At 62.9% G+C, this 26,296-nt stretch carries 24 protein-coding genes, 1 tRNA gene and 1 pseudogene; 10 read left to right on the plus strand and 16 right to left on the minus strand.

Annotated elements, in window-relative coordinates:
• Positions 1 to 108: pseudogene (locus U0S50_RS17255) on the plus strand (IS5/IS1182 family transposase); the annotation flags it as partial.
• Positions 109 to 351: 243 nt separating this feature from the next.
• Here U0S50_RS17255 and U0S50_RS17260 read toward each other — a convergent pair.
• The 4 genes from U0S50_RS17260 to U0S50_RS17275 form a co-directional block, all read right to left on the minus strand.
• Positions 352 to 428, minus strand: a tRNA-Arg gene (locus U0S50_RS17260).
• Positions 429 to 477: 49 nt separating this feature from the next.
• Positions 478 to 948, minus strand: coding sequence for a DUF1178 family protein (locus tag U0S50_RS17265; RefSeq protein ID WP_322309918.1), 471 nt, complete (start codon positions 946 to 948; stop codon positions 478 to 480).
• A gap of 2 nt (positions 949 to 950) precedes the next feature.
• Positions 951 to 1,211 (minus strand): glutaredoxin 3, encoded by a 261-nt coding sequence (gene grxC / locus U0S50_RS17270; RefSeq protein ID WP_322309919.1) that lies wholly within the window; start codon positions 1,209 to 1,211, stop codon positions 951 to 953.
• A gap of 4 nt (positions 1,212 to 1,215) precedes the next feature.
• Positions 1,216 to 2,088: a double zinc ribbon domain-containing protein gene (locus U0S50_RS17275; protein ID WP_322309920.1), complete on the minus strand. Its 873-nt coding sequence runs from the start codon at positions 2,086 to 2,088 to the stop codon at positions 1,216 to 1,218.
• Between the two features lie 44 nt (positions 2,089 to 2,132).
• Here U0S50_RS17275 and U0S50_RS17280 point away from each other — a divergent pair, with 44 nt between their 5' ends.
• Entirely contained in the window at positions 2,133 to 2,981 is an 849-nt protein-coding gene (locus U0S50_RS17280) for a methyltransferase type 12 (RefSeq protein ID WP_322309921.1), read from the plus strand.
• Here the strand turns inward: U0S50_RS17280 and U0S50_RS17285 are convergent, their stop codons facing one another.
• A complete protein-coding gene (locus tag U0S50_RS17285; protein ID WP_416195012.1) occupies positions 2,982 to 3,443 on the minus strand; it encodes a (deoxy)nucleoside triphosphate pyrophosphohydrolase in 462 nt (153 codons plus the stop codon). It abuts the gene before it with no gap.
• Between the two features lie 441 nt (positions 3,444 to 3,884).
• Here U0S50_RS17285 and U0S50_RS17290 point away from each other — a divergent pair, with 441 nt between their 5' ends.
• Complete coding sequence (locus U0S50_RS17290; protein ID WP_322309923.1) at positions 3,885 to 4,067, plus strand: Flp family type IVb pilin; 183 nt, start codon at positions 3,885 to 3,887, stop codon at positions 4,065 to 4,067.
• Positions 4,068 to 4,147: 80 nt separating this feature from the next.
• Here the strand turns inward: U0S50_RS17290 and U0S50_RS17295 are convergent, their stop codons facing one another.
• The 5 genes from U0S50_RS17295 to U0S50_RS17315 form a co-directional block, all read right to left on the minus strand.
• On the minus strand, positions 4,148 to 5,659 hold the full coding sequence (locus U0S50_RS17295; protein ID WP_416195013.1) for a M48 family metalloprotease: 1,512 nt from the start codon (positions 5,657 to 5,659) through the stop codon (positions 4,148 to 4,150).
• A 134-nt stretch (positions 5,660 to 5,793) separates the two neighbouring features.
• Positions 5,794 to 6,741, minus strand: coding sequence for an acetyl-CoA carboxylase carboxyltransferase subunit alpha (locus U0S50_RS17300; RefSeq protein WP_322309924.1), 948 nt, complete (start codon positions 6,739 to 6,741; stop codon positions 5,794 to 5,796).
• 9 nt (positions 6,742 to 6,750) lie between these two features.
• Positions 6,751 to 7,674, minus strand: coding sequence for a tyrosine recombinase (locus U0S50_RS17305; RefSeq protein WP_322309925.1), 924 nt, complete (start codon positions 7,672 to 7,674; stop codon positions 6,751 to 6,753).
• Positions 7,667 to 9,493, minus strand: a complete 1,827-nt coding sequence (locus U0S50_RS17310; RefSeq protein WP_322309926.1) for a hypothetical protein — start codon at positions 9,491 to 9,493, stop codon at positions 7,667 to 7,669. The genes U0S50_RS17305 and U0S50_RS17310 overlap by 8 nt, the downstream gene beginning before the upstream one ends.
• The gene (locus U0S50_RS17315; protein ID WP_322309927.1) at positions 9,490 to 9,615 is read right to left on the minus strand and encodes a hypothetical protein; all 126 of its coding nucleotides are present in this window, start codon (positions 9,613 to 9,615) and stop codon (positions 9,490 to 9,492) included. The genes U0S50_RS17310 and U0S50_RS17315 overlap by 4 nt, the downstream gene beginning before the upstream one ends.
• 130 nt (positions 9,616 to 9,745) lie before the next feature.
• Here U0S50_RS17315 and U0S50_RS17320 point away from each other — a divergent pair, with 130 nt between their 5' ends.
• On the plus strand, positions 9,746 to 10,309 hold the full coding sequence (locus tag U0S50_RS17320) for a shikimate kinase (RefSeq protein ID WP_322309928.1): 564 nt from the start codon (positions 9,746 to 9,748) through the stop codon (positions 10,307 to 10,309).
• The gene (aroB, locus tag U0S50_RS17325; RefSeq protein WP_322309929.1) at positions 10,297 to 11,397 is read left to right on the plus strand and encodes a 3-dehydroquinate synthase; all 1,101 of its coding nucleotides are present in this window, start codon (positions 10,297 to 10,299) and stop codon (positions 11,395 to 11,397) included. Before U0S50_RS17320 ends, aroB begins: the two co-directional genes overlap by 13 nt.
• 7 nt (positions 11,398 to 11,404) lie before the next feature.
• On the opposite strand, the gene U0S50_RS17330 is transcribed toward aroB, so the two are convergent.
• The 4 genes from U0S50_RS17330 to radA are packed head-to-tail and all read right to left on the minus strand — an operon-like array spanning position 11,405 to position 15,651.
• The gene (locus U0S50_RS17330; RefSeq protein WP_322309930.1) at positions 11,405 to 13,315 is read right to left on the minus strand and encodes a cation:proton antiporter; all 1,911 of its coding nucleotides are present in this window, start codon (positions 13,313 to 13,315) and stop codon (positions 11,405 to 11,407) included.
• Positions 13,312 to 13,746: an iron-sulfur cluster assembly scaffold protein gene (locus U0S50_RS17335; RefSeq protein ID WP_322309931.1), complete on the minus strand. Its 435-nt coding sequence runs from the start codon at positions 13,744 to 13,746 to the stop codon at positions 13,312 to 13,314. Before U0S50_RS17335 ends, U0S50_RS17330 begins: the two co-directional genes overlap by 4 nt.
• Complete coding sequence (locus U0S50_RS17340) at positions 13,743 to 14,279, minus strand: CvpA family protein (RefSeq protein WP_322309932.1); 537 nt, start codon at positions 14,277 to 14,279, stop codon at positions 13,743 to 13,745. Before U0S50_RS17340 ends, U0S50_RS17335 begins: the two co-directional genes overlap by 4 nt.
• 10 nt (positions 14,280 to 14,289) lie before the next feature.
• Positions 14,290 to 15,651, minus strand: coding sequence for a DNA repair protein RadA (gene radA / locus U0S50_RS17345; protein ID WP_322309933.1), 1,362 nt, complete (start codon positions 15,649 to 15,651; stop codon positions 14,290 to 14,292).
• Between the two features lie 236 nt (positions 15,652 to 15,887).
• On the opposite strand from radA, the gene U0S50_RS17350 reads away from it, so the two are divergent.
• The 4 genes from U0S50_RS17350 to U0S50_RS17365 all read left to right on the plus strand — a co-directional run bounded on the left by U0S50_RS17350 (position 15,888) and on the right by U0S50_RS17365 (position 19,843).
• Entirely contained in the window at positions 15,888 to 16,568 is a 681-nt protein-coding gene (locus tag U0S50_RS17350; protein WP_322309934.1) for a DUF4197 domain-containing protein, read from the plus strand.
• Between the two features lie 120 nt (positions 16,569 to 16,688).
• On the plus strand, positions 16,689 to 17,339 hold the full coding sequence (gene fsa, locus U0S50_RS17355; protein WP_322309935.1) for a fructose-6-phosphate aldolase: 651 nt from the start codon (positions 16,689 to 16,691) through the stop codon (positions 17,337 to 17,339).
• 187 nt (positions 17,340 to 17,526) lie between these two features.
• Positions 17,527 to 18,330 (plus strand): enoyl-CoA hydratase-related protein, encoded by an 804-nt coding sequence (locus tag U0S50_RS17360; protein WP_322309936.1) that lies wholly within the window; start codon positions 17,527 to 17,529, stop codon positions 18,328 to 18,330.
• Position 18,331: 1 nt separating this feature from the next.
• Positions 18,332 to 19,843 carry an acetyl-CoA acetyltransferase gene (locus U0S50_RS17365; protein WP_322309937.1) on the plus strand — a complete coding sequence of 504 codons (1,512 nt, stop codon included), beginning with the start codon at positions 18,332 to 18,334 and terminating at the stop codon, positions 19,841 to 19,843.
• Between the two features lie 33 nt (positions 19,844 to 19,876).
• On the opposite strand, the gene U0S50_RS17370 is transcribed toward U0S50_RS17365, so the two are convergent.
• The gene (locus U0S50_RS17370) at positions 19,877 to 21,394 is read right to left on the minus strand and encodes an aldehyde dehydrogenase family protein (protein ID WP_322309938.1); all 1,518 of its coding nucleotides are present in this window, start codon (positions 21,392 to 21,394) and stop codon (positions 19,877 to 19,879) included.
• A gap of 128 nt (positions 21,395 to 21,522) precedes the next feature.
• Here U0S50_RS17370 and acs point away from each other — a divergent pair, with 128 nt between their 5' ends.
• On the plus strand, positions 21,523 to 23,460 hold the full coding sequence (gene acs, locus U0S50_RS17375) for an acetate--CoA ligase (RefSeq protein WP_322309972.1): 1,938 nt from the start codon (positions 21,523 to 21,525) through the stop codon (positions 23,458 to 23,460).
• A 65-nt stretch (positions 23,461 to 23,525) separates the two neighbouring features.
• Here acs and secA read toward each other — a convergent pair whose 3' ends face one another.
• On the minus strand, positions 23,526 to 26,261 hold the full coding sequence (gene secA / locus U0S50_RS17380; protein ID WP_322309939.1) for a preprotein translocase subunit SecA: 2,736 nt from the start codon (positions 26,259 to 26,261) through the stop codon (positions 23,526 to 23,528).
• Positions 26,262 to 26,296: the final 35 nt, after the last annotated feature.

A 26,296-nucleotide genomic window follows, 5' to 3' on the forward strand; every position in this document is an offset into this window, starting at 1 on the left:
TTCGGTCGTCTCAAGGACTGGCGGCGCGTCGCCACGCGCTACGATCGGTGCCCGAAGGCCTTCTTCTCCGCCGTAGCCCTCGCCGCTACCGTCATCTTCTGGCTCTGATCAATGAGTCCTGACCCTAGGTTTGAACCGACAGACGTGGCGGAATAGTCGCCGTCCAAATTCGCCGAGAGGTGAAAACCCCGCAAACCTCCGGATGGAAATTGCGTGACGTCGCTCGTCTTCCTCGGCACGCTGATAGAGGCGCCCCTCGTTACCGCTTTAGCTCAGTTCGCAGAGCACATTATTCGTCATGATGGAGCAACGGGTTCGCGTCCTGAAACGGTGCCCAGCTTTGTTCCGAAGTGGTGCACCCGGCGGGATTCGAACCCACGGCCCCCAGATTAGGAATCTGATGCTCTATCCTGCTGAGCTACGGGTGCACGCTGGGCTCGTCTAGCGGGGCTGGCGGTGCAGCGTCAATCGGGGCGTTTAATTCACCGCATCGGGCGGCACGACCGGAACGAGCAGCGGCGTAGCGGCGATGCCGTCGTCATGCAGCGCGCGCGCCTCTTCCGGGGAGGCTTGCCCGTGGATCAGATCGTCGCGTGCGCGGCCTTCGTGCATTGCGCGCGCCGCGTCGGCAAAGTCGCGCCCCACCCAACGCGAGCGCGGTAGCATTTCCGCCTGTTTGGCGGCAATTTCAGCCATCACCTGCCGCACCAGTTCGGGACCCGGCGCAATCGTCGGCGCGGCGACCGTCGACGCAGGCTTCGCGCCAGCCTGCTGGTTCGACTTCGCACCAATGCGCGGCGCCATCACCGCCTTTTCGACGCGACTATCGCCGCAGATCGGGCAGGCGATTAAACCCCGCGCCTGCTGATCGGTATAGCTATCGCTGCTGGCGAACCAAGCTTCGAAACGATGGGCACCCACCGCGCAGCAAAGATCGAAAACGATCAAGTTCAGCCGCCCCCGAGCAAGGGATCGAGCGCACCACGGGCGTCGAGCGCCGCCAAATCATCGCTGCCGCCGATATGCTGGCCGTCGATGAATATCTGCGGCACAGTTCTACGGCCCAGCGCACGATCAACCATCGAGTCGAATCCGGCGCGGTCCATCGTCACGTCAATCTCTTCGAATGCCGCGCCCTTTCGATCAAGCAATGCCTTCGCACGCGTGCAATAGGGGCAGAGAAATTTCGTATAGATTTCGATCTTCGCCATTCGGCTATCCTGTCATCCTTCCACCTTCCATATCGGAATCCAACGAGGCAAAGTCAAATATGTTGCCGGCCAGCGCATCAGGCACCACCCGCGCCCAGCTAAGCGCCGACACCCGCGCTGCGCCACTGCGCCGCAGCGCCCGCGCGGCCGCCCGCAAGGTCGCGCCGCTGGCATGGACGTCGTCGATCAGTATCAGATGTCTTGCAGCGGCACGTGGCCGGGCGCTGGACGCCAGTGCAAAAGCACCTGCCACAATCCGTTCGCGTTCGCGCCGTCCTTTACCGCGTAGCACCGGGGTCGACTTGGCCCGTATCAGCAGATCGCTGTCATGAGCAATACCAGTAATGCGCGTCAGCTCGGAGGCGATCAACGCCGCTTGGTTGAAACCGCGCGACCATAGCCGCCAACGATGAAGCGGCACCGGAATTAGCAGGGGCAGCCCCTTCCCCTCTCTTACCAATCCTGTCAACGGGCGTGCCATCAACCGTGCCATCAACCTCGCGTGCCCGATACGCCGCCCATATTTGAGCCGGAGCGCCACGGTCCGGGCTGCCGGGCCATAGGCCAGCGCCGCCGGCGCTCCATCAAACGGCGGAGGATCGGCCATGCAGGCGCCGCATTCCATCGGGACGCCGGGCAAAGCGGCGGGTAAGGGAATCGAACAGCGGGCGCATGCCGCGCCATCGAGAAAGGTTAGCGATGACCAACAGTCGAGGCAAAATTGGCGATCGTCACCGACGACCACACCGCACGCCGGACAGCGCGGCGGCAAAGCATAGTCGATCGCCGCACGCACGGCCATGCGCAGCAAAAGTAAAGAGCCGGTCCGCGCCATGCCCGGCTCCTCCGTTCCGGCATCATGCGGTGCCACGCCCATGCGCCCCCTTGTGAAGCATCGTCGAGGGCGGCACAAGCGCCGCCATGGCACAGCCCTCACTCATCTTTTCTTCCGTTCGCCACGCCGCGCAGCGCGACCGAATGGCACGCATGATCGATGGGGCCAATTTTCTGGCTCCGATCGTCGCCGACACATTGCTCGACCGGCTTGCGATGGTGACCCGCCGATTTCAACGCACTCTGCTGATCGGTGCGCATGACACCGCACTTGCCGATCGACTGCGGGCGGATGGCACCCAATTGACGATCATCGAAGGCGGCCCGGCGCTCGCCGCACGCACGGGCGCCTTGACCGGCGAGGCCGACAGTATCGACCTGCCCCTTGCCAACTTCGACCTCATCCTCTGGCCCGGCGGGCTTGACAGCGTAAACGATGTGCCAGGGGCGCTGGTCCGATTGCGCGCACTGCTGGCTCCCGACGGCCTGCTGCTTGGCGCCTTTTTGGGCGATGGCAGTTTACCGCGTCTTCGCCGCGCCATGATGAGCGACGGAGTGCGCGCGATCGCGCGGCTGCATCCACAAATCGACCTGGCGGCGACAGGAAATCTTCTTCAGAGCGTCGGCTTTACCCTGCCAGTCGTCGATGTCGACGCACTGACCGTGCGCTATGGCGATTGGTTCTCGCTGGTCCGCGATCTGCGTGCCGCAGGCCTGTCGAACCGTCTGTCGCCCACTCCCGCCCCGCTAACCCGTGCAGAAGTGACGCAGATCGCGACCGCCTTTGCCGCGCAAGCCGACACCGATGGGCGAATCGCCGAAACTTTCCGCCTCGTCTATTTCAGCGGCTGGGCTCCCCATCCCGATCAGCCGAAACCGGCGCGGCGCGGAAGCGCCACCGCCTCGCTCGCCGAAGCGCTGAAGCCAAGGGAATAGTTACACCAGCGCTTCGAGAAGGCCGATTAGCGGCTTATCGGCAGGCGGCATTTCCAGAGTGTGGAGTTCGAGCGGCCTGAGCCATCGCAAAGCCCGGGCGTGCTGAGCGATCGGCGAGCCGCGCCATTTGCGACAGATATAGAGAAGCAGGAGCAAGTGGCGATCGCCTAGCATGTCGCTAGCAAAACAGGCCGGAGCCAAGCACGAATGATCGACGTCGATCGCCAGTTCTTCATTCAACTCGCGGATCAGGGCGGCCTCGGGCGTTTCCCCCGACTCAAGCTTTCCGCCAGGAAACTCCCACAAACCCGCCATAGGTTTTCCTTCGGGGCGCTGCTGGACCAGCAGACGCCCATCACGATCAACCAGCGCCGCTGCGACGACGATCAAGGATCCGGACGGCGGGGTCGCCAAAACTGACGCGGACAAAATATTAACCCTCCTGTGCCAAGTTGTTGGCATCGCGAACTGATAGGACGAGGCCGCCCCAATTGCACGGCCAGGCCCTCAAGACCAAGACCAGAAGGTCGATTTGTGAAGGCTGCACGACCGGGCGTCGTTCCATCGGGCAAAACAGGGGTGGAACGATGGCATTGCTTACTGATCTGAGGCGATCGATCAAAGCCGCAACGGCGGTCGAATATGGTCTAATTCTGGCCGTGATATTCGTCGGCGCAATTGGCGCCATATCCCAATTCAGCGACGGAGCGATAGGACTTTGGAATTTCGTTGCAACGACCAGCGTTGAAGCGATGAACCCCCAGTGATTGTCCGGTTTCAGGACACCTCGTCGATTCTCAGAGCGCACGCATTAAACATTTCCAAACCAATTGGCCCTAAATTCGTTGATGTTGACCACGACCAGACCGTCAACAGGGTAAGTGACCGATTAGGAGACCAGAGATGAAATTCTTCAAGAAATTTGTTCGTAACAACAAAGCTGCCACTGCTATCGAATATGGCCTGATCGCTGCTCTGATCGCCGTTGCCGCGATCTCGGCGCTCGGCACGCTCAGCGGCGGCCTCAACGGTATCTTCACCAACGTCGGCACCAAGCTGACGACGGAAGCTGACAAGGCCAAGTAATCAGAATCTGATTATGATGAAATCAGGGTGGTGGAGCGATCCACCGCCCTTTTTTCACGTTTGCGCTTCGCTGTCGCTTGTCAACGGGTGGCGTAAACGACCAGCTTGACCTTTTGCCCCGGCGTCAATGCGTTGCCCGCACTCAACCGGTTGAGGACCTGAAACCGTTCGGCCTGCCAATTGCTGTAGGCCATGCGCCGGGACAGGCTGGCGATCGAATCGCCGCGCCCGACCGTCACCACATCGATACGTCGCGGGCGAATGGCAGCAGCCTCGCTGTTGCTAAGGCGGCGAACGCTGTTGAACATGGAATTGAATACCCCCGTTCCGCCCGCCTTTGCCAAGGTGACGAAATGAAACGCCTGGTTGCGTGAAAATTCATAGGCAAAAACAGTCACGTCGACCTGCCCCGACTGCGTGTTCGCGCGCGCCGTTGAATAGTATGCCGGAATTCCGTTGACCGTCGTGCGTTGAAGGCTGCTCGGCGTGAGCGACGCATTGCCCGCAACGCCCTTGAACACCGCTGCGACATAAGCGTTCATGTCGCCGCTATAAGCGCCGGTAGAAAATTGGGCCTGCCCGCCGTTACCACTCACCGTAACGGCCGTCGTCCCGTTCTGCATTCCATAGCCATTGGGAACGGTGAAGCGCAGCTTCAGGTCGGGGTGAAGGAAGTCATTGCCTTCAACCACCCCCTGTACCGGATCGTCGCCATAAAGCACGCCGTCGACCGCCGTGAGAAAGGCGTCGGCGTTGCGAACCCCGCCGCCACCGATACGAGCCGCCAGCGACTGGGCATTGCGGACGCGTGATGCCGGATCAGGATGGGTGCTGGCCCATTCGGGCAGCGAACGCGCATCATGCCCGGCAAGTCGGGCGTCAAGACTGGTCTGGTTCGCAAGACTGGCGAGCATCGTCGACAACGCCATCGGATCATAACCCGCGCTGCGCAGATATTGCACGCCAAGCTGGTCGGCCTGCAATTCCTGACTGCGCGAGAAGCCCAGCGTCGCAAGCTGCGCGACCTGCATCGCGTTATTCTGAAGCAAACCGCCGAGCCCGCCGAGCAGACCCCCGCTATCGCCGATCGCTCCGCCGAGGACCGCGCCGAGGACGCCGAGGATCTGGTTACGGGTCGCCGCCGACTGGCGTTTCTTGCTATGCTGCGCCGCGACATGGCCAACCTCGTGCCCCAGCACGCCAGCAAGTTCCGCCTCGTCATTCATCAATGCCATCAACTGGCGCGTGACATAGACATAGCCGCCAGGGATCGCGAAAGCGTTGTTGACGGGCGAGTTGAGCAGCGTCACGGTAAAGTCGCCACGAGCGTTCGACATGCCTGATTGCACGGCAATATTCTGGCCCACGCGCTCGACATAATTGGCCTGCGGCCCGCTGTAGCTACCACCGAATTCCTGCATCAGCTGTGGATGCGCTTCCTGTCCCTGCTTGCGCTCCGCAGCCGAAATGCTTGTAGCCGTCTTGATCGGCTTGGTCTGAGCCTCTGCTGTTCCATTGAGCCCGCCGCCCCCTGCTGCCGCGCAGCCAGCGAGAACCGCGACCATTGCCGTCAATGTCGTCATGCGAGCCATGAAAACGCCTCCATAAAATACTGACATCCTGTTCATATCCCCGATATTGCAAGGGACAAGCCGCCACCCGGTGGCCATAGCCGCCCATTAACCTATTCAGGGAACGCAGGTAGGAAGGATCGGGTTCCGCGCGGTCAGGCCCGGCCCATGGCAAGAAATTTTTCTTCGCGCGCTGCGAGCAAGGCGTCGCGCGGCAACCCGGAGAGCGAGTCAAGCTCAGCAGCGAGTGCGTCACCGAGCGACTGTATCGCGATATCGGGCGCACGATGGGCGCCGCCGACCGGTTCCGGAACGATGCGGTCGATCACCTTCAATGCCAAAAGATCCTGCGCCGCCATCTTCATCGCGGTTGCCGCTTCCGGCGCTTTGTCCGACGTGCGCCACAGAATCGAGGCACAGCCTTCAGGTGAAATTACCGAATAGACGGCATGCTCGAACATCAGCACCCTGTTTGCCGCTGCCAGCGCAATTGCGCCGCCCGATCCCCCTTCACCGACCACCGCCGCCACCATCGGAACGCCGAGTGCAAGGCATTGCTCGGTCGACCGTGCGATGGCCTCGGCTTGTCCGCGCTCTTCTGCCTGAATGCCTGGAAAGGCCCCGGACGTATCAACCAGCGTAACCACCGGCAGTCCAAAGCGATCGGCAAGCTGCATCAGGCGGATCGCCTTGCGATAACCTTCAGGTTTCGCCATGCCGAAATTATGTTTCATGCGCGACGGAATATCGTCACCCTTTTCATGGCCGATCACCATCACGCGGCGGCCGCGGAAACGCGCGAATCCACCCAAAATCGCCTGATCATCGGCAAAATTGCGGTCGCCCGCCAGCGGCATCCAATCGTCAAAAAGCCCCGCGACATAATGTTTAAAATGCGGGCGATCGGGATGGCGCGCCACCTGCGTCTTTTGCCACGGCGTCAATTTGGAATAGATTTCGCGCAGCAATTTAGAGGACTTATCCTCCAGCCGCGCGATGTCATTCTCGATATTAAGCGTCGGGTCTTCGCCCATCTCGCGCAGTTCAGCGATTTGCCGATCAAGTGCGGCGACCTGTTTTTCGAAATCCAGAAAGGCTGTCATGCGGAGTCGCTAGGCGGATGGGGCTTCGACGTCAACGTCCGCCGTATCGATCCCCATCCGCGCCAAAGGGTGGCGGCTGTTCACCAGTTCGACCAACCGCCGGCTATCGACATGGGTATAAATTTCGGTGGTCGCAATGTCGGCGTGGCCCAGCATCAGTTGCAGCGCGCGCAGGTCGGCCCCGCCCTCCAGTAAATGCGTGGCAAAAGCGTGGCGCAATACGTGTGGACTGACCGCCGCAGGGTCGATTCCTGAACGCGCTGCGAGCTCGCGCAGCATCTGGAACAGGCGTACGCGCGACAGATGCGCCCTCCCCGATGGGAACAACCAGGCTGCGCCTTCAGGAAGTAGAGGCAACCAGCGACCGAGCGCCGCCCCGGCACGCGCCGAAATCGGCACCAATCGCTCCTTGTCTCCCTTCCCCCGTACGATCAGAAATTCGCGCCCGCCGGCAATCGCACGACGCGGCAACGAGACCAGTTCGCTCGCCCGCAGCCCCGAACCATAGAGAAGTTCAAGGAGCAGTAGCATTCGTACCGCGCCGCTGGGCGGAGCGTCCCCCGCTGCCTCTTCACCCGCTTGAGCGAAAAGCCGCTCGACATCGCCATGCGCCAGAATGCGCGGCAACGGTCGCCGCGTTGCCGGGCGCGCGATGGCCAGCGCAGGATTGTCATCGCGCACTCCTTCATCAAGCAGGAAGGCATAAAATTGCCGGATCGCCGAAAGTTTTCGCGCAGCGCTGCTCGCAGCCATTCCGCGGAATTCCGCCATCAAAGCGCGCAGTGCCTCGACGTCGGCGGTCAACAACTTACCGGGCACCAGTTCGGCAGCCTGTGCTAGATCGCGGCGATAAGCGGCGAGCGTGTTGCGCGCCGCTCCACGCTCAGCCGCCATCATCTCCAGAAACCGGTCGATCAGTACCGGGTCAGACACGCACCAATGCTTCGGCAGCGATCATCCGCGCCTCTGCCTCCAGCCCCACCAAGCGCAACGCGCGCACAATGCGGTAGAGGTGATAGGGCGGCATTTTCGACCAGTCCCCCTGCATCCCCGTCGCGGCAAGCAGGGCGACCATGCCGGGCTCTCGGCGTTCAGCGGCCACATCGATGGCGCGCGACCAGCGCGTTTGCTTCGTCAGATTGGCGTCCAGGTCGTTGGCTATCGTCGAACTTGCGCCGGCGTCGATCCGGCCAAGTCCAGCAAGCCCGGCAAGCAGCAACTTCGACCGCAACTGATCATCGCTATCATCATCGTCCGCAAAATTACCGACCGCATCCGCATTGACGCCATTCAGGGGTTGCGGCGATCCCACCGCCAGCACGCCCCATGCGCGGCTCCCGACATTGACCTTCGACACCCAGGCGAGAGCATTGCGGTCATAACCGCCCGCGAGCATCGACCCGACCAATTGCCATGGATCACTCCCGACATCGGTTCCGACCGGCAGGCCGGCTGCCGCGCGCGCGGTCGATACCAGCGCGGCATAGCGCTGAACCGGACTACCTCCCTCACCCCACAAAGCTTCCATAGCCGCAAAACGATCGCCACCGCTCGCCGCGCCAAAGGCATCGCGAAGCCCTCCGGTCAGCGCTGCGAGCGCTGCGTCGGGTTCGGTTTCGGCCGATGCCGCGCTGAGCAGCGAGACGTACGCCTCACTCGACAGCACGCCGCGCGCCGCCGCATCGGGCGCCGCCGCCACGCGCTTCGCCATGTCCGTCATCGGCGCCAGCACCGTCCAGCCACGCATCTGTACCGGGGCGGACGCACGCAACGGATCGGGAATCTCGACCGCCGTCGCGGTGGCCAGCCCAAAGCGCCAGCTTGTCAGCCGATCCACGTTCGCCCATTCGATCGTCGTCGAGCGACGCCCCGCTCCCGTCGCGCCCAGGACACGTTCGGTGAGCAATATGTCGAAGTTGGCGATCTTTCCGCTCGACCGCACGCGCCCGATCGCCCAGCTTGCCGGCCCCGCTTCGCCCGAAAGGCCAGCGCACATGGCAGCGGCAAGGCGCCAGGCTTGTTCGTCACCATGCGCGAGCCCCGCCGGAACATAGGCGCACATTCCTGCAGGATCGGCGTTGGCCAGATAGGCCTGCTGAGCAACGGCAACCAGCCGCGGGCTCGCGCGGTCATAGTCCACCGACTGAACAATGCGGCGCGCCGTCGTCGATTCGCCCATTCTCAGCAACAACGCCGCACGCTCTGCAGCAAGGTCGGCACCATTGATGGTATCGGGCGTGTCGATCGCAGAGGCCAGGGAACGACGGAGCAATATCTGCCCCCAACGCGACGCGATCGGACCGCGCGTGCTGCGCATGATCGCGGCCGCATATTGGCCACGGATGCCAAAGGCATCTGGAGCCATCCCCCCAGTTTCGGGGGTCAGCGGCCCAATTCTCGCCAACAACCGCCGCGCCCCGGGCGGCAGGTCATATTTCAGCGTGCCGGGCTCGTTCGTTTCCTCGTCCGCGTCCCCTATTTCAGTGTCATCGGCAGCATCCGGCACGATCGAACCGGCGGGCGCTGTGACGGGCGATGAAGCTCCACCTGCTTTGGGGGTCGCGGTCGGCGCGGGTGTCGGTGACGGCGCTGGGGCCGGACGCGGCGCCGGAGTGTCCGCCGGACCACCGAACCCTTCAGGTAAAAGCGATTCCTGCGCCAGCGCAGGCAATACCAGCCCCGCGGCAATGGCCGCCCCCGAAAGGCCGAGTGAAAGGGACAGCATTTTCCGAGAAAGATTTTTCTGGGTCATCGCGCAGCGCTTTCGGCGATCTTGTCGGTCACGTCCACCTCAATCATGCGCGGTTCGATCGGCCGCCCAAGGAACAAAAGCAACAACCAGAAGGCCAGCAACACCATCAACAGAGCGATCAAGCGCCCTGCCCAACGGCCGTTCCCCGATCCATTTCTCGAGCGCAATATTCCCGCACCTGTCCATGTTCCATATCTGCGGCAACGCAAAATCATTGTTCCGCGCAGCATCGGCGGTATAGCCGCGCGCATCATGAGGCGAAACCCGAAAAGCCCCGCATCGGCGATACCACCGGCCATTCGTGCGCGGCCGATCGTACTCGTCGGGCTGATGGGATCTGGAAAATCGACCATTGGGCGTCGCTTGGCCGCTCGGCTGGGCATGCGCTTCGCCGACGCGGACGACGAGATAGAACGCGCAGCCGGAATGACCATTTCCGATATTTTTGCGCGATTTGGCGAAGCGCATTTCCGCGACGGCGAACGACGGGTGATCGGGCGCCTCTTGACCGGACGACCGCTGGTTCTGGCCACCGGTGGCGGCGCTTTCATGAATGAAGAGACCCGCGCGCTTATTCAGGAGAAAGCGCTGTCGATCTGGCTCGACGCCGATATTCCGACCCTCGTCGAACGGGTCGAACGCCGGAGCCATCGCCCACTCCTGAAAGGGCGCGACCCCGGCGAAGTGCTCCGCGAACTCGCCGCGATACGCAATCCCATCTATGCCGAGGCGCATCTACGCGTCAGTTCGGCCAGCAGCCCGCACGAACATACGGTGCGCGCAATATTGGAGGCCCTCGCAACATGCAAAGCCTGACCGTCGATCTTGGCGCCCGCAGCTATCCGATCCTGATCGGCGACGGGCTGATTGCCGACATCGGCCGCCATGTCGCGCCGCGGCTGCGCCGCCCCCGCACGATGATCGTGACCGACCGCCACGTCGCGCCGCACTATCTGGCCACGGTCGAGGCATCGCTCGCCGCAGCGAACATCGCCACCGCGTCGCTGATCCTCGACCCCGGTGAAGGCAGCAAGAGCTGGGCGGGGCTCGCCCAGTTGACCGAATGGCTGATCGGCGAAGGCGTCGAGCGCAGCGACCATGTCATCGCGCTAGGCGGAGGGGTCATCGGCGACCTTGTCGGGTTCGCCTGCAGCATCGTCAAGCGCGGCTGTGCCTTCATCCAAATGCCGACCACGCTGCTCGCGCAAGTCGACAGCAGCGTCGGCGGCAAGACCGCGATCAATGTCGCGGCGGGCAAAAATCTGATCGGCGCCTTTCACCAGCCGACGCTGGTCGTCATCGATCCGGCGACGCTCGCCACCTTGCCGCGCCGCGAACTGGGCGCGGGCTATGCCGAGGTCGTCAAATATGGGCTGATCGACGATGCCGCCTTTTTTGTCTGGTGCGAGAACAATGGCGCGGCGCTGCTCGAAGGTGACAGCGCGGCGCGGCACAAGGCGATTGCCCACAGCGTTTCGGCGAAGGCCCGGATCGTCGCGGCTGATGAGCGGGAAACGCAGGATATTCGCGCTCTGCTTAATCTCGGTCACAGTTTCGGCCACGCGCTGGAAGCCGAAACCGGCTATTCGGACAAGCTGCTGCACGGCGAGGCGGTAGCCGCGGGGATGGCGCTCGCCCATCGCTTTTCGGCCGCAAACGGCCTGTGTCCGACCGTCGACGCCGACCGGGTGCGCGCGCACCTCGCCGCCGTCTGCCTGCCGTATGATCTTGCCAGCGCGGGCGTCGATGCCGATGGTGCGACGCTTGCCGGGCATATGGCGCACGACAAGAAGGTGCGCGGCGGCAAGCTGCCGTTGATCCTGACCCGCGGTATCGGACAAAGCTTTGTCACCGACGCCTTTGGTCTCGACGCAGTGGCGGATTTCCTCGACGGGGAGCGCTGAGCGCGCGTCAGGCCGGTTTCGGGTCGGTAGCCTGCCCGCCTTCCTCGTCGCGTATAACCGTCTTGGCGACCTGTCGCCGTTGGCGCAGATTTTCAAGGACACTCGCCGCCTCGCGGCCACCGCCGGGCTTGAAGCGATGGTCCATACCGGCGGTCAGATCGCCCTCATCGATCTGCGCAGCAAGGCGCGTATCGTCGAGTTGACGGAAGGCGGTTTCGACGTCTTCTATTTCGCGCGGATCGATATCGAGCTGCTCCAGCGCCTTCAGCCCGAGCGCAATGGAGCTTTCGAACACTTCCCGGACTGCGGCTGACACGCCCGCCCCGTCGATTGCGATCAGCTGGCGGCGGTCGAACACGCGCGCCAGCACCTTCGCATGCGGAAAGGCTTTCACAATCGGCAGCAACGCCGCCGCATCGAAGGCAGAATCGTCGATGCAATAAATGATCAGCTTCGCATCCTCAGCACCGGCCCGGCGCAGCAGGTCGAGCCGCAGGCCGTCGCCATAATAGACTTTGGTATCGAACCGCCCCGACAGCTCGATTTGGCTCGGCTTCTTGTCGATCAGCGTGACCGAGCAGTCGACCGCATGTAGCATCTGCGTAACTGTCTGACCGAAGCGGCCATAGCCGATGACCATTGCGGACCCGCGCGGGGCATGTTCGGGGCCGTCCATCCCATCCCCATCGCGATCGGGTGCGAATTCCAGATTGCGCGCGAACAGCATGAGGAACGGGGTAGAGATCATCGACAAGGTCACGACGGCGCTGAACAGGCTTGCCGCCTCCGGCGCAATCAGCAACGCTTCCTGCGCCTGGGTGAACAGCAGAAAGCCGAATTCGCCGCCCTGGCTAAGCAGAAGACCAAGCCCCAATGCGGTTTTCCAGGATTGGCCAGACGCGCGGACGATCAGCGTCAGCACGCTGAGCTTGACCACGACCAACCCGATCGCCAGCCCCACAACGCGCATCGGATCGGCAAGCACTACATTGATGTCGAGCACCATACCGACCGCGAGAAAGAAAAGGCCAAGCAGGATCAGACGGAAAGGTTCGACGTCAGCCTCGATTTCGTGCCGATAGGGCGAGTCAGCAAGCATGACGCCTGCAACGAACGCGCCGAGTGCCGTCGAAAGATGAAGACTGTGCATCAGCGCGGCGCTAGCCAGAACGGCGAGCAGCCCGACGACCACGAACAATTCCCGCTCGCCATAACGACCGATCAGCCGCAGCAGTGGATTGACGATGAAGCGCCCCGCCAGCACCAGACCGATGATCGCCGCAACCGTATAAAGGGCGAGCATGGCGCCGGGCGGCGCAGATGGGTCGGCGGGTGCGCGCGACAAGGCCGCAACGATAGTGATCATCGGCACGATCGCCAGATCCTGGAACAGCAGGATCGAAAAGGCTTTTTCGCCAAAGGGCGAATTGATGCGCCCGGAGCTTTTGAGGCTGGGGAGCACCTGCGCGGTCGAGGATAGCGCAAGCGGCAGACCGAGTGCGATCGCCGCAGCAAGGCTGAAACCCTGGGTCAGGAAAATAAGGCCGATCAGGACAATCCCCGTCACGGCGACCTGTGTCATGCCCAGCCCGAAAATCGCGCGGCGAAGCTGCCACAAGCGACGCGGATGGAGTTCTAGACCGACCAGAAAGAGCAAAAAGGCTATGCCGAGTTCGGCAATCGCCAGCTTCGATTCGCCGCCGCCGACAAGGCCCAGGCCGTAGGGACCAACCAGCGCGCCAGCGACCAGATAGCCAAGTACCGCGCCCAGCCCCAACCGCCGAAAGATCAATACGAACAGCGTTGCGACACCAAGCAGAACCGCGCCTTCGAACAACAAGGTGTCGGTTGCCGTCTGCCCAGCCTTTTCCGCGCCTGCCGCAGCCGTGGTCGCCGCCGCGAGGAGCGGCCAACTCATGCGTCGGCCTCGACCGTTTCGAGCGCGGCGATCGCGGCGTCAAAGGGCAATAATATCGCTCCCTGCCGTGCGGGATAATCACGAGCCGGGGCCAACAGGTCAAAACCAGGCCAATCGGGCGCCTGCGCCCCCGCTTCATCGGCAAACCAAGAGGCTATCGCGCCGCGCGCCGTTCGCAATTCATCGATCGACCGCCCCGGCGCATGGCGGGCAAGCAGGGTCGCTGCCGCCTGCCCCAATGCACATGCCTCGACATGCATGCCCACCGCCTGCACCCGGCCAGCGGCATCGATGTCGATATCGATCAATATGCAGCTGCCGCACAGCGGCGCGCGCAGGCTGGCATGATAGCGCGCTTCCGGCTGCGGCAGATGCTCTGCGACCGCAACCGCAAGCGCCAATATGTCGCGATTATAGAGCGGCCCGGTCATGACGCATCCGGTGTGGTCTCGGCCGCCCGCGCTTCGGCCCGGCGTTCGGCGATCACCTTGCTCAACGCCGCACTCGTTGCGTTGAGCGCCGGATAGGTCCGGCTGTCGACGATCCATTGCGGGCGCTGTGCATTGCCATAGCCTATATCATAGAGCAGCGTGACAATCATGAAACCAATGGTGGCAATCAACAGCCCCTTTACCGCGCCGAATCCCGCACCAAGGCCGCGATCGAAGCCACCGACGAACGAAGCCCGGCTGCGTTGCCCCATCGCCCGGGAGCCATATTTGGCCAGCACAAAAACCCCGCCGAACAGGAGGATGAAGGCAAGCACCGCCGCTCCGCCCGCTGTCCCGACCCATCCGCTGACGAAACCGGTCACGGCCGGGTGAAACAGGCGCACGGCGACGATCGCTAGCACCCAGGCGAGCAGGGTCGTAACCTCCTGCACCAGGCCGCGCGTGAAACCGAGGACCGCGCTGCCACCAACCAGCGTGAGCACGATAATATCCAGAGCCGTAAGACTTCCCATGCGGCGAGCGCTAGTCGCGGCCGAGCATCAGGTCAACGAGTTCGCCCAATCGGGCAAAGCCGGTGACGCCGATCCCGTTCACCGCCTTCATCCCCTTTGGTCCCCAGCCCCTTGAAAAACCGAGCTTTGCCGCCTCGCGCAGGCGGAGCGCGTCGTGCGAAACCGGGCGTACCTCGCCCGACAGCGACAATTCGCCAAAGACGATCGCGTCGGCCGGCACCGGCCGCTCGCTGAACGCCGAGATCAGCGCCGCCGCGACCGCCAGATCGGCGGCGGGATCGGTCAGCCGATAGCCGCCGGCGATGTTGAGATAGACTTCGGCGGCGCCCATCTGGAGCCCGCAGCGCGCCTCGAGCACCGCCAGCACCATCGCGAGCCGCCCGCTGTCCCAGCCGACCACCGCGCGCCGCGGGGTCGCCCCGCTCGCGAGGCGCACGGTCAGCGCCTGCACCTCGACCAGCACCGGCCGCGTGCCTTCGAGCGCCGGGAACACCACCGAGCCCGGCACGTCGCGGCTGCGGTCGGTCAGAAACAGGCTCGACGGGTTGGCGACCTCGCCCAGCCCTTCCTCTCCCATCGCGAAGACCCCGATCTCGTCGGTGCCGCCAAAGCGGTTCTTGACCGCGCGCAGGATGCGATATTGGTGGCTGCGCTCGCCCTCGAACGCCAGCACCGTATCGACCATATGTTCGAGCACCCGCGGCCCCGCGATCGTTCCGTCCTTGGTGACATGGCCGACGAGCACCAGCGCCGCGCCGCCGTCCTTGGCATAGCGGATCAGTTCCTGCGCGCTCGCCCGCACCTGGCTCACCGTCCCCGGCGCGCTGTCGATCAGGTCGCTGTGCATCGTCTGGATCGAATCGATGACGACAAAATCGGCGCGTTGCCGGTCGAGCGTCGCCAGGATGTCGCGCACCGAGGTCGCGCTGGCGAGCGCCACCGGGGCGTCGCCCAACCCCAGCCGCTGGGCGCGCAACCGCACCTGCCCCGCCGCTTCCTCGCCGCTGATATAGACGACCGCCTTGCCTGCCTTTGCCAGACGCCCCGCCGCCTGAAGCAGCAGGGTCGATTTGCCGATCCCCGGATCGCCGCCGATCAGCGTCGCCGACCCGGCGACAAAGCCGCCGCCCAAGGCGCGGTCGAACTCGGCGATGCCGCACAGCATGCGTTCGGGCATCGGGCTATGTTCGCCCAACGTTTCGAGCGTCAGCGCGCGGCCGCCCTTCGATAGGTCGTGCTTTGCTGAGAAAACCGTCGAAGGTGCCTCTTCGACCAGCGTGTTCCATTCGCCACAATCGGCGCATTGCCCCTGCCAGCGGTACGATATGCCCCCGCAATTCTGGCAGACATATTGTCGTTTCGCTTTGGCCATGGCCTCGCTTAGCCGGAACAAATATGGAACACCAGCGCTTTCCGATCGCGACCTTGCTGAGAAGCGCGGCAGAACGAAAACCAGCCGCTGGCGCCGCGCCGCCCGTCGTCCGCGCCTGTTCCCGATCAGGCCATGCAACCGATCGGCAGTTCCGGCATATATAGGGGCGTTTCGGTCCGGCCCCAGCCAAGGACAACCCGCATGACAAACGCCCGCCTTTTCACGAAAGCCCAATCATGACCGCCATCACCGATCGCCGTACTTTGCTGTCCGTGCTTGCCACCGCGCCGCTTCTTGCCCTGCCCGGCTGCGCCAGCGTTCCAGGTTTCAGCCTGACCGACGCGGTCCGCGAATTATTGACTCTGTCGTCGCAGCGCGCCTTTGCCATGCTGCTCCAGCCCGGTGGATTTTACGACAGCGAGGTGGCACGCATCGACCTGCCGCCTCAACTCGGCGGTCCTGGCGCCACGTCGGTCATTTCACGCCTTTTGATGTCTAACCTGTTCAAGGACCGCCTGATCCGTCAAGTGAACAGCGCCGCTGAAAAGGGCGCGGAACGGGCCGCGCCGCTGGTCGCCGACGCTATCCGATCGATCAGCATAGCCGATGCCGCCGCGATCATCCGTGGCGGACCGACAGCGGCCACCGATCTGCTCGAGCGCGCAATGGGCGATAGCCTGGTCGGCGCCATGTTCCCCGGCATCGAACAGGGGCTGAGGCTGGCTGACCATGCCATTGTTACCGAAGCCCTGCGCATCGCGACCGGCATCAATTTTCAAGGCCTGGCCCGCGACATTTCGAATCGCGCGCGTGACGCCGTCTATCATGCCATCGGCGCGGAAGAAGCCGCCATCCGCGCCAATCCACGCGCAACGGGAAACCCGCTGCTGATCGGCGCCTTTGCGCTGGGGCGTTAAGTTCGTGGCTCCGAACGCGCCCTATCCGCTGCGCGTTCTGCCCGACGGTTCAGTTTTGCGCGCCATTGCTCTAGGGCGGGGCAATCCGAATCACCCCGTCCCAAAGGAACGCATTGCGCCATGAAATTCTTCGCCGACACCGCCGAAATCGCCGACATCCAGGAACTGGCCGCGACCGGCCTGCTCGATGGCGTGACCACCAACCCGTCGCTGATCGCAAAGTCAGGCCGCGACTTCAAGGAAGTGACCCGGGAAATCTGCGCCATCGTCGATGGCCCGGTGTCGGCCGAGGTCGTCGCGCTCGACCATGAAACGATGATGAAGGAGGCCGAAATCCTTCGCAAGATCGCCGACAATGTCTGCATCAAGGTGCCGCTGACCATCGACGGGCTCAAGACCTGCAAAGCGCTGACCAGCGACGGCACGATGGTCAATGTCACGCTCTGCTTCTCGGCGGCGCAGGCGCTGCTCGCCGCCAAGGCAGGCGCTACCTTCGTTTCGCCCTTTGTCGGCCGCCACGACGACAACGGCTTTGACGGGATGCAGCTGATCGATGACATCCGGCTGATCTATGACAATTACGCCTTCGACACCGAGATCCTGGTCGCAAGCGTCCGCCACGGCATCCATGTCCTGGAAGCCGCCAAGATCGGCGCCGACGTGATGACCGCGCCTCCGTCGGTCATCAAGGGATTGTTCAAGCATATCCTGACCGAAAAGGGCATTGAAGGCTTCCTCGCCGACTGGGCCAAGACTGGCCAGTCGATCTAAAGCCGGGCCTCTCCCCGTGCCACCGGCATGGGGAGGCCGCAACCCGAAGCGCTTGCGAAGGCGCCCCCAGCATCGCTGTGGGGCGCATGTCCTTTCCGCCGCGGATCGGTAGCGAGAGGCAGGCCCGTTAACAGTTGACGTAAACGTCAACCTGCCGCGATACTCACCCGAAAGGGAGAGATTCGCCATGACCGATACGGCCGACACCACGATCCTTACTGAACAGCGCGGGCATGTGCTGATCGTCACGATCAACCGGCCAGAGGCGCGCAATGCGGTGAACGCTGCGGTTCATGTCGGCATCGGCACCGCGCTCGAAACCGCCGAGGCTGACCCCGACATCCGCGTCGTCATCGTCACCGGGGCGGGCGACAAGGCCTTTTGCGCAGGCGCCGACCTCGTCGCGCTGTCGCGCGGCGAAAGCCTGTACCCCGACAATCCTGCGCAGCAGGAATGGGGTTTTGCGGGGATGGTGGCGCATCCGATTTCCAAGCCGATCATCGCGGCGGTCAACGGCTTCGCCTTCGGCGGCGGGTGCGAGATTGCGCTGATGAGCGACATCATCGTCGCCGCCAATCATGCGCAGTTCGGATTGCCCGAAGTCAAGGTCGGGCTGTTCGCCGCGGCGGGCGGCGCGTTTCGCCTCGCGCAGCAATTGCCGAAAAAGCTGGCGATGGAGCATATGCTGACCGGCGATCCGATCCCTGCCGCGCGCGCCGCCAAATTTGGCCTCGTCAATCATGTCGTGCCGCTCGCGGATCTGATGCCAACCACGCTCGCGCTGGCCGAAAAGATCGCCGAAAACGCACCGCTGTCGGTACAGGCGTCGAAGCGCGTCGCGCTCGGTATCGAGCAGGGCCGCATCGCCGCCGACGCTCCCTATTGGGAGCAGAACAGCCGCGAACGGTCGGTTCTGATTCGCAGCGAGGATGCACGCGAAGGCCCCCTAGCCTTCGCCCAGAAGCGCAAACCCGAATGGAAGGCACGCTGACATGGCGAACGAACCGGCGATGACCGACCCCGAGCGCATTCCCGTTATCATCGGCGTAGGCCAGGTCAACGACCGACCCGACGATCCCGATCAGGGACTCGACTCGCTCGGGCTGATGGTCGCGGCCTTGGGCGTTGCGGCGGCCGACGCCGGTGTATCTTTATCCGATATCGACAGTCTGGCGATCGTCGACCAGATCAGCTTTCACGACCTGGGCAAACTGTGCGAGCCACTGGCGGCCGCGATCGGGGCCAATCCCCGGTTCAACTATCAATCCGCTGCTCCGCACGGCGACACGCCGGTGCGATTGCTCAACGAAGCCGCAAATCGTGTCGGCACCGGCGAAGTCCGGCTGGCCGCGATCGTCGGGGGCGAGGCACTGCGCACTGCGGCCGGCCGCGCAGCCAAGGCCGCGACCGGCGAAGACAAAAGTTATAACGCAATCCGCAAGGTGGCGACCCGGCGCGAGCCCAATTATGCGCAAAAGCACGGCTTGGCGGCACCCGTTGACGTCTATCCGCTCTACGAAAATGCAACCCGCGCAGCGTGGGGCGAAAGCCTCGAGGACGCGCAGTTCGAAAGCGCCGAAATCTGGTCGCGCTTTTCCGGGGTCGCCGCCGCAAATGACGGCGCATGGATCAGGAAACCGGCCTCTCCGGAAGACATATTGCGAATCGACGAACGCAACCGCCCGATCGCTTTTCCCTATTCAAAGCTGATGGTGGCCAATTCGTCGGTCAACCAGGGTGCGGGCTTTCTTGTCGCGAGCCTAGCCGAAGCGCGCCGCCGCGGCATCGCCGAAGATCATCTGATCTACGTCGGCATGGGCGCCGCGGCAAAGGAACCCGCGAGCATTCTGCACCGCGACCGCTACGACGGCAGCGTCAGCATGGAAACCTCGATCACCCGCACGCTCGACCTCAACAGCATGACCATCGACGATTTCGATTGCGTCGAACTTTATAGCTGCTTCCCCTGTGTGCCCAAGATGGCACGGCGCATCCTCGGCTGGCCGTGGGACCGCCCCGCGACGGTGTTCGGCGGCCTCACGTTCGGCGGCGGCCCGATCGCCAATTATATGAGCCATGCGATCGTCTCGATGGTCGACCGCCTGCGCAAGCAGGGCCGCTACGGCTTCCTCTTCGCCAACGGCGGTTTCGCGACCGACAATCATTGCATCGTGCTGGGCAGCGAACCGATTGCCGCGGCCCATTTTCCGCAGGACTTCGACTATCAGGCAGAAGCGGAGGCGAAGCGAGGGCCAGTACCCGAATTGGCGGAGGATTACGCAGGGCCGGCGACGATCGAAAGCTACACGGTCTTTTATGGACGCGATGGCACGCCAAGAGCGGGAGTCGTCGTCGCGCGGACGCCGGACGGCAAACGCACGTTGGCGCATGTGGATGTCGGCGACGCCGCGATGCTGGCGTTCTTGATCGACGGCAAATCCGAGCCGGTGGGCGCTTCGGGACAAGTCGTGCCGCTTGCAGAGGGTTTCGGCTGGCGGGCGTAAGGCCATCTCCGCCCGTCGGCAGGAGAGAGAGCGCTAGATATCGAACGAAACCCCCTGCGCGAGCGGCAGCGCGTCCGAATAATTCACCGTGTTGGTGACGCGGCGCATATATTGCCGCCACGCATCGGAGCCGCTTTCCCTTCCGCCGCCGGTTTCCTTTTCTCCCCCGAAAGCACCGCCAATCTCCGCCCCTGATGTGCCGAGGTTGACATTGGCGATACCGCAGTCCGAACCACCGGCAGCAAGGAAGCGCTCCGCCTCGCGCATGTCGGTCGTAAAGATCGCCGACGACAGGCCCGCGGCGACATCATTGTGCAGGCGGATCGCGGCATCAAGATCGTCGTAGCGCATCACGTAGAGAATGGGGGCGAAGGTTTCTTCCAATACCGGCCCCACCTGTCCAGGCATCTCGACCAATGCGGGACGGATATAATAGCCTGCCCCTCCGCCTGTGCTTTCGCCGCCGTGAATGACGCCACCGGCCGCGTGCGCAGCAACAAGCGCCACCTGCATCGCATCGAATGCAGCCCGGTCGATCAGCGGGCCGACCAGTGCCTCTTGCATCAGCGGGTTTCCGACCGAAACGCCGGCATAGGCCGCCTTCAACCGCGCGACGAAACCGTCATAGACGCTATCATGCACGAACAGCCGCCGCGTCGTGGTACAACGCTGTCCGGCGGTACCGATCGCGCCAAAAACCACCGCGCGCAGCGCAAGGTCGAGGTCGGCCGACGGAGTGACGATAGCGGCATTATTGCCACCGAGTTCAAGGATAGCGCGCGCGAAACGCGCCGCAAGCCGCGGTGCAACGGTCCGTCCCATCTGCGTTGATCCGGTTGCCGACACCAAGGCGACGCGGCGGTCGTCGACCAAAAGCTCCCCGACCGCAGGTCCGCCGATCAGCAGCTGCGCCAATCCTTCTGGTGCGTCACCGAAACGCGCGGCGGCGCGCGCAAGGATTGCCTGTACTGCCAGCGCAGTCAGCGGTGCCTTTTCCGACGGCTTCCAGACCACCGCATTGCCGCAGACAATCGCGATGGCCGCATTCCACGCCCATACCGCGACCGGAAAGTTGAAGGCGGAGATTACCCCGACGACCCCGAGCGGGTGCCATTGTTCCATCATCCGGTGGCCCGGCCGCTCGGTCGCGATGGTCAGACCGTAAAGTTGTCGCGACAGCCCAACCGCAAAATCGCAAATGTCGATCATCTCCTGCACTTCGCCCGCGCCTTCGGAGGGGATTTTGCCAGCCTCTATCGTCACGAGCCGCGCCAGATCGGCTTTCGACGCCCGCAATTCTTCTCCCAACAGCCGAACCAGTTCGCCTCGATGCGGCGCGGGTACATCGCGCCAGGTGCGGAACGCGGCAGTGGCATCCGTTACCGTGGCACCGACCGTGGCACCGTCGGCCTGGACGACATGGCCGATCACCTCGCCGGTCAGCGGTGTCACAGCCGCAAGATCGCCATGCTGCCAGCTCCGGCGATCAACGCCCAGAGCGTCGAGCAAGCGACCGACCTCGTCAGCCATACCGGTTCCCGTACCGGTCATTCGCATTCCTTTCGTATTCAGAAGGCCCCCGCCCTTGCAACTTGTGCCCCCGGAGTTATCGCAGGAGAAGAACAAAGCAAACCGAAAGCGGGAGAGTATTCGTGTCCGACCTGCCCCCTTCCGAACCCATGGTTCCCGTGCCGGCCGACGCCGCTGCGTCCACCCATTGCACTCCCGCGGAATATGAGCGGCTCTATGCCGCCAGCATTGCCGACCCGGATGGCTTTTGGGCGGAACAGGCCAGACGTATCGACTGGGCCAAGGCGCCAACCAAAATAGCCGGCTGGTCCTATGACCCGGTCAATATCAAATGGTACGAGGACGGGGTCCTGAACCTTTGCCACAATGCGCTCGACCGCCATGTCGTCGCAGGGCATGGCAACCGCACCGCGATCATCTTTGAACCCGACGCCCCCGACGGCGAAACGCGGTCCATCAGCTATGCCGCGCTGCTCGCCGACACGATCCGCATGGCGAACACGCTCAAGAAAATGGGTGTCAAGAAAGGTGATCGCGTTACCATCTATATGCCCATGATTCCCGAAGGCGCGATGGCGATGCTGGCCTGCGCACGGATCGGTGCGATCCACAGTGTCATCTTTGGCGGCTTTTCACCCGAAGCGATCCATGGGCGGATCGAAGATTGCGGAAGCGAATGGGTCATTTGCGCCGACGAGGGCGTGCGCGGCGGCAAGACCATCCCCCTCAAGGCCAATGTCGACAAAGCGCTCGAAAAGATCGATGTGAAAGGGGTGCTGGTCGTCGCCCACACCGGCGGCGATGTCGCGATGACCGAAGGGCGCGACCATTGGTATGACGCGCTGTCCGCCGATGTCGGTGCCGACTGCCCGTGCGCGCCGATGGCGGCGGAAGATCCATTGTTCATCCTCTACACCTCCGGATCGACCGGCAAGCCCAAGGGGGTGCTGCACAGCGTCGGCGGCTATAGCGTGTGGACCGCGACGACCTTTTGGTATGGGTTTGACTATCGCCCCGGCGAGATTTTCTGGTGCACCGCCGACATCGGCTGGGTCACCGGCCACAGCTATGTCGTCTATGGCCCGCTACAGAATGGCGCGACGACGCTGATGTTCGAAGGCGTGCCCAATTACCCCGACCATGACCGTTTCTGGCAGGTGGTCGACAAGCACCAGGTCAATATCCTCTATACTGCGCCGACCGCGATCCGCGCGCTGATGCGCGAGGGCAATGACTATGTAACGCGGCATGACCTCTCGTCGCTGCGCCTGCTCGGCAGCGTCGGTGAACCGATCAATCCCGAAGCCTGGCGCTGGTACCACGACGCCGTCGGCAAAGGGCGCGTCCCCGTCATCGATACCTGGTGGCAGACCGAAACCGGCGGCATCATGATCACGACCTTGCCCGGCGCGCACGCGATGCAACCAGGAAGCGCCGGACGCCCGTTTTTCGGTGTTCGCCCGCAACTGGTCGATGCCGAGGGCGCCGTAATTGCCGACGAACAAACGGGCGGCGCGGCCGAAGGCAATTTGTGCATCACCCACAGTTGGCCGGGACAGGCGCGCACCGTCTATGGCGACCATGAACGGTTCATCCAGACCTATTTTTCGACTTATAAAGGCAAATATTTCACGGGTGACGGCTGCCGCCGCGATGCCGACGGATACTGGCGGATCACCGGCCGTGTCGACGATGTCATCAACGTGTCGGGTCACCGCATGGGCACCGCTGAGGTCGAAAGCGCGCTTGTCCTGCACGATCTGGTTGCCGAAGCGGCAGTGGTCGGTTTCCCTCACGACATCAAGGGTCAGGGCATCTACAGCTATGTCACGCTGAACGCCGGGGTCGACCCTAGCGACGACCTATTGGCCGAGCTCAAGCAGCAGGTCCGCCGGGAAATCGGTCCGATCGCCACGCCCGATCATATCCATTTCACCCCCGCACTGCCCAAGACACGCTCGGGCAAGATCATGCGCCGCATCCTGCGCAAGATCGCCGAAAATGACTTCGGGTCACTCGGCGACACATCGACATTGGCTGACCCGAGCCTGGTCGACGGACTGATCGAAGGGCGCAAGAACCGCTAGGCTGCGGCGGACCACGTCCACCTGCGAACCGGCCCCATCCCCTTTACGGGATGGGGCCGAACGGATCAGATGGCGCCGTGGCAATGCTTATACTTGCGGCCCGAGCCACAAGGGCACGGGGCGTTGCGGCTGATCTCCATCGCCGCATAGGGGTTTTCACCCTCGGGCAGATCAGGTTTCGGGACCTGCATCGGCGGCAAGGTGTCCGCGATGACCCCGAGCGATCCCGCATCGATATCGGCACTGTTATCCTCGCCCGTAAAAGGGTCGATGTGCGTCGTAAGAAAATCCGGCAGTTCGGGAAGCGGCATCGGTTCGGGTTCCTGATACTGGAAATCGATCCGTGCGACAGTCCGCGTCACATCTTCGCGAATGTTCGAGAGCATGCGCTCGAACAGCGCGAAGGCTTCCTGCTTATATTCGTTGATCGGCTGCTTCTGGGCATAGGCGCGCAGAAACACGACCTGGCGCAGCGCGTCGAGCGTCGAGAGATGTTCCTTCCAATGATGGTCGAGCGTCTGGAGCAGAATGGACTTTTCGATACCGCGCCAGGTTTCGCCGTCGACCTGCCCTGCCTTTTCGGCCGCGGTCGCATCGGCCAGCGCCTGGATGCGTTCCTCGAACACTTCGGGATCGACCGAATCTTCCTGCATCCATTCGTCGATCGGCGGATCAAGGTCGAGAATGTTCGCGACCCGCTCCTTCATCTGTTCGACATTCCACTGTTCGGGATAGCTTCCCGGCGGGCAGGCGTCGGCGACGATTGCGTTCACTGTTTCGGCGCGCATCGCGGTCATCACATCGTCGACGGTTTCGCTGTCGATGATTTCGCCGCGCTGTTCGTAGATGACCTTGCGCTGGTCGTTCATGACATTGTCATATTCGACGACCTGTTTGCGGATGTCATAGTTGCGCGCTTCGACCTTCTTCTGCGCGGTCTCGATCGCCTTCGACAGCCATTTCGACCCGATCGCCTCGCCATCCTCCAGATTCTTGTTCATCATCTTGGCGAACAGCGTGTCGGGGCCGAAGATGCGCAGAAGGTCGTCGTCAAGGCACAGATAGAATTTCGACAGGCCGGGGTCGCCCTGACGCCCCGAACGGCCGCGCAGCTGATTGTCGATGCGGCGGCTTTCGTGGCGCTCGGTCGCGAGCACGAACAGACCGCCTGCGGCGCGCACTGCTTCGCGTTCGGCGGCGACCTCCTCGCGGATGCGTGCCTCGGCGGCGGCGCGCTCGGGGCCTTCCGCCATGTCCTTCAATTCATCCTCGATGCGGAAATCCTCGTTACCGCCGAGTTTGATGTCGGTGCCGCGGCCCGCCATGTTGGTCGCGATGGTGACGGCGCCGGTGCGGCCAGCCTGCGCGACGATATGCGCCTCGCTTTCATGGAAGCGCGCATTCAGGACGCTATGCGTCACCCCTTCCTTTTCGAGGAAGGACGACAGGAGTTCCGACTTTTCGATCGACACGGTGCCGACCAGCACCGGCTGGCCACGCTCCTGCGCCTCGCGGATCGTCCGCGCGATCGCGCCGAACTTGTCGGTGATATTCTTGTAAAACTCATCCTCTTCGTCGCGCCGCGCGATCGGGCGGTTGGTCGGGATGGTGACGCAGTTCATCTTGTAGATGTCGAAAAATTCGGCCGCCTCGGTCGCCGCGGTGCCGGTCATGCCGCTCAGCTTGGGATACATGCGGAAATAATTCTGGAAGGTGATCGAGGCCAGCGTCTGATTCTCGGGCTCGATCTTGACGCCTTCCTTTGCCTCGACCGCCTGGTGCAGACCGTCGGACCAGCGGCGGCCATCCATCATGCGGCCGGTGAATTCGTCAATGATCACGACCTTGCCGTCCTTGACGATATAGTCGGTATCGATGCGGAACATGATGATCGCTTTCAGCGCCTGATTGACGTGGTGAACGATCTGGGTGTTTTCAATATCGTAAAGATTGTTGCCCTGAAGCAGGCCCGCCGCCTCGAGCAGCCGCTCGACATGCTCGGTTCCCTCCTCGGTCAGGCTGATGGCCTTCGATTTTTCATCCTTCTCATAATCCTCCTCGACGAGTTGGAGGACCACTTCGTTGACACGAACATAAAGCTCCGACTTGTCGTCGGTCGGCCCGGAGATGATCAGCGGCGTGCGCGCTTCGTCGATCAGGATCGAATCCACTTCGTCGACGATACCGAAATTGAACTCGCGATGGACCATCTGACCACGCTCGAACTTCATATTGTCGCGCAGATAGTCGAAACCCAGCTCGTTGTTCGTCGCATAAGTGATGTCGCAGCCATAAGCTTCGCGGCGCTGCGTTTCGTTGAGGTTGGGAACGATGATACCGGTCGTCAGCCCCAGAAAGCTGTAAACCTCGTTCATCCATTCGGCGTCACGGCGGGCGAGATAATCGTTCACGGTTACGACGTGAACGCCCTTCCCCTCCAGCGCATTCAGATAGCAAGGCAGCGTTGCCATCAACGTCTTGCCTTCGCCGGTAGCCATTTCGGCAATTTCACCACGATGCAGCACGACACCGCCGATCATCTGCACGTCGAAATGGCGCATGCCGAGCGTGCGGCGCGATGCCTCACGCACCGTTGCAAAGGCTTCAGGAAGGATATGATCCAGCGTTTCGCCGGCAGCCAGGCGCTCACGAAACTTTGGCGTCTGCGCCTTCAGCGTTTCGTCGTCCATCGCCTCCATCTGGGATTCGAACGCGTTGATCTTGTCGACGATCTTACGGATAGAGTTCACGTAACGATCGTTGGACGAGCCGAACAAGCTCTTGGCAATGCTGCCGAACATAATGATTTCCCTTGAAATATTGATACAGCGGCGAC

The organism is Sphingopyxis sp. (genome assembly GCF_034380315.1).
In the GTDB taxonomy this organism is placed as follows: domain Bacteria; phylum Pseudomonadota; class Alphaproteobacteria; order Sphingomonadales; family Sphingomonadaceae; genus Sphingopyxis.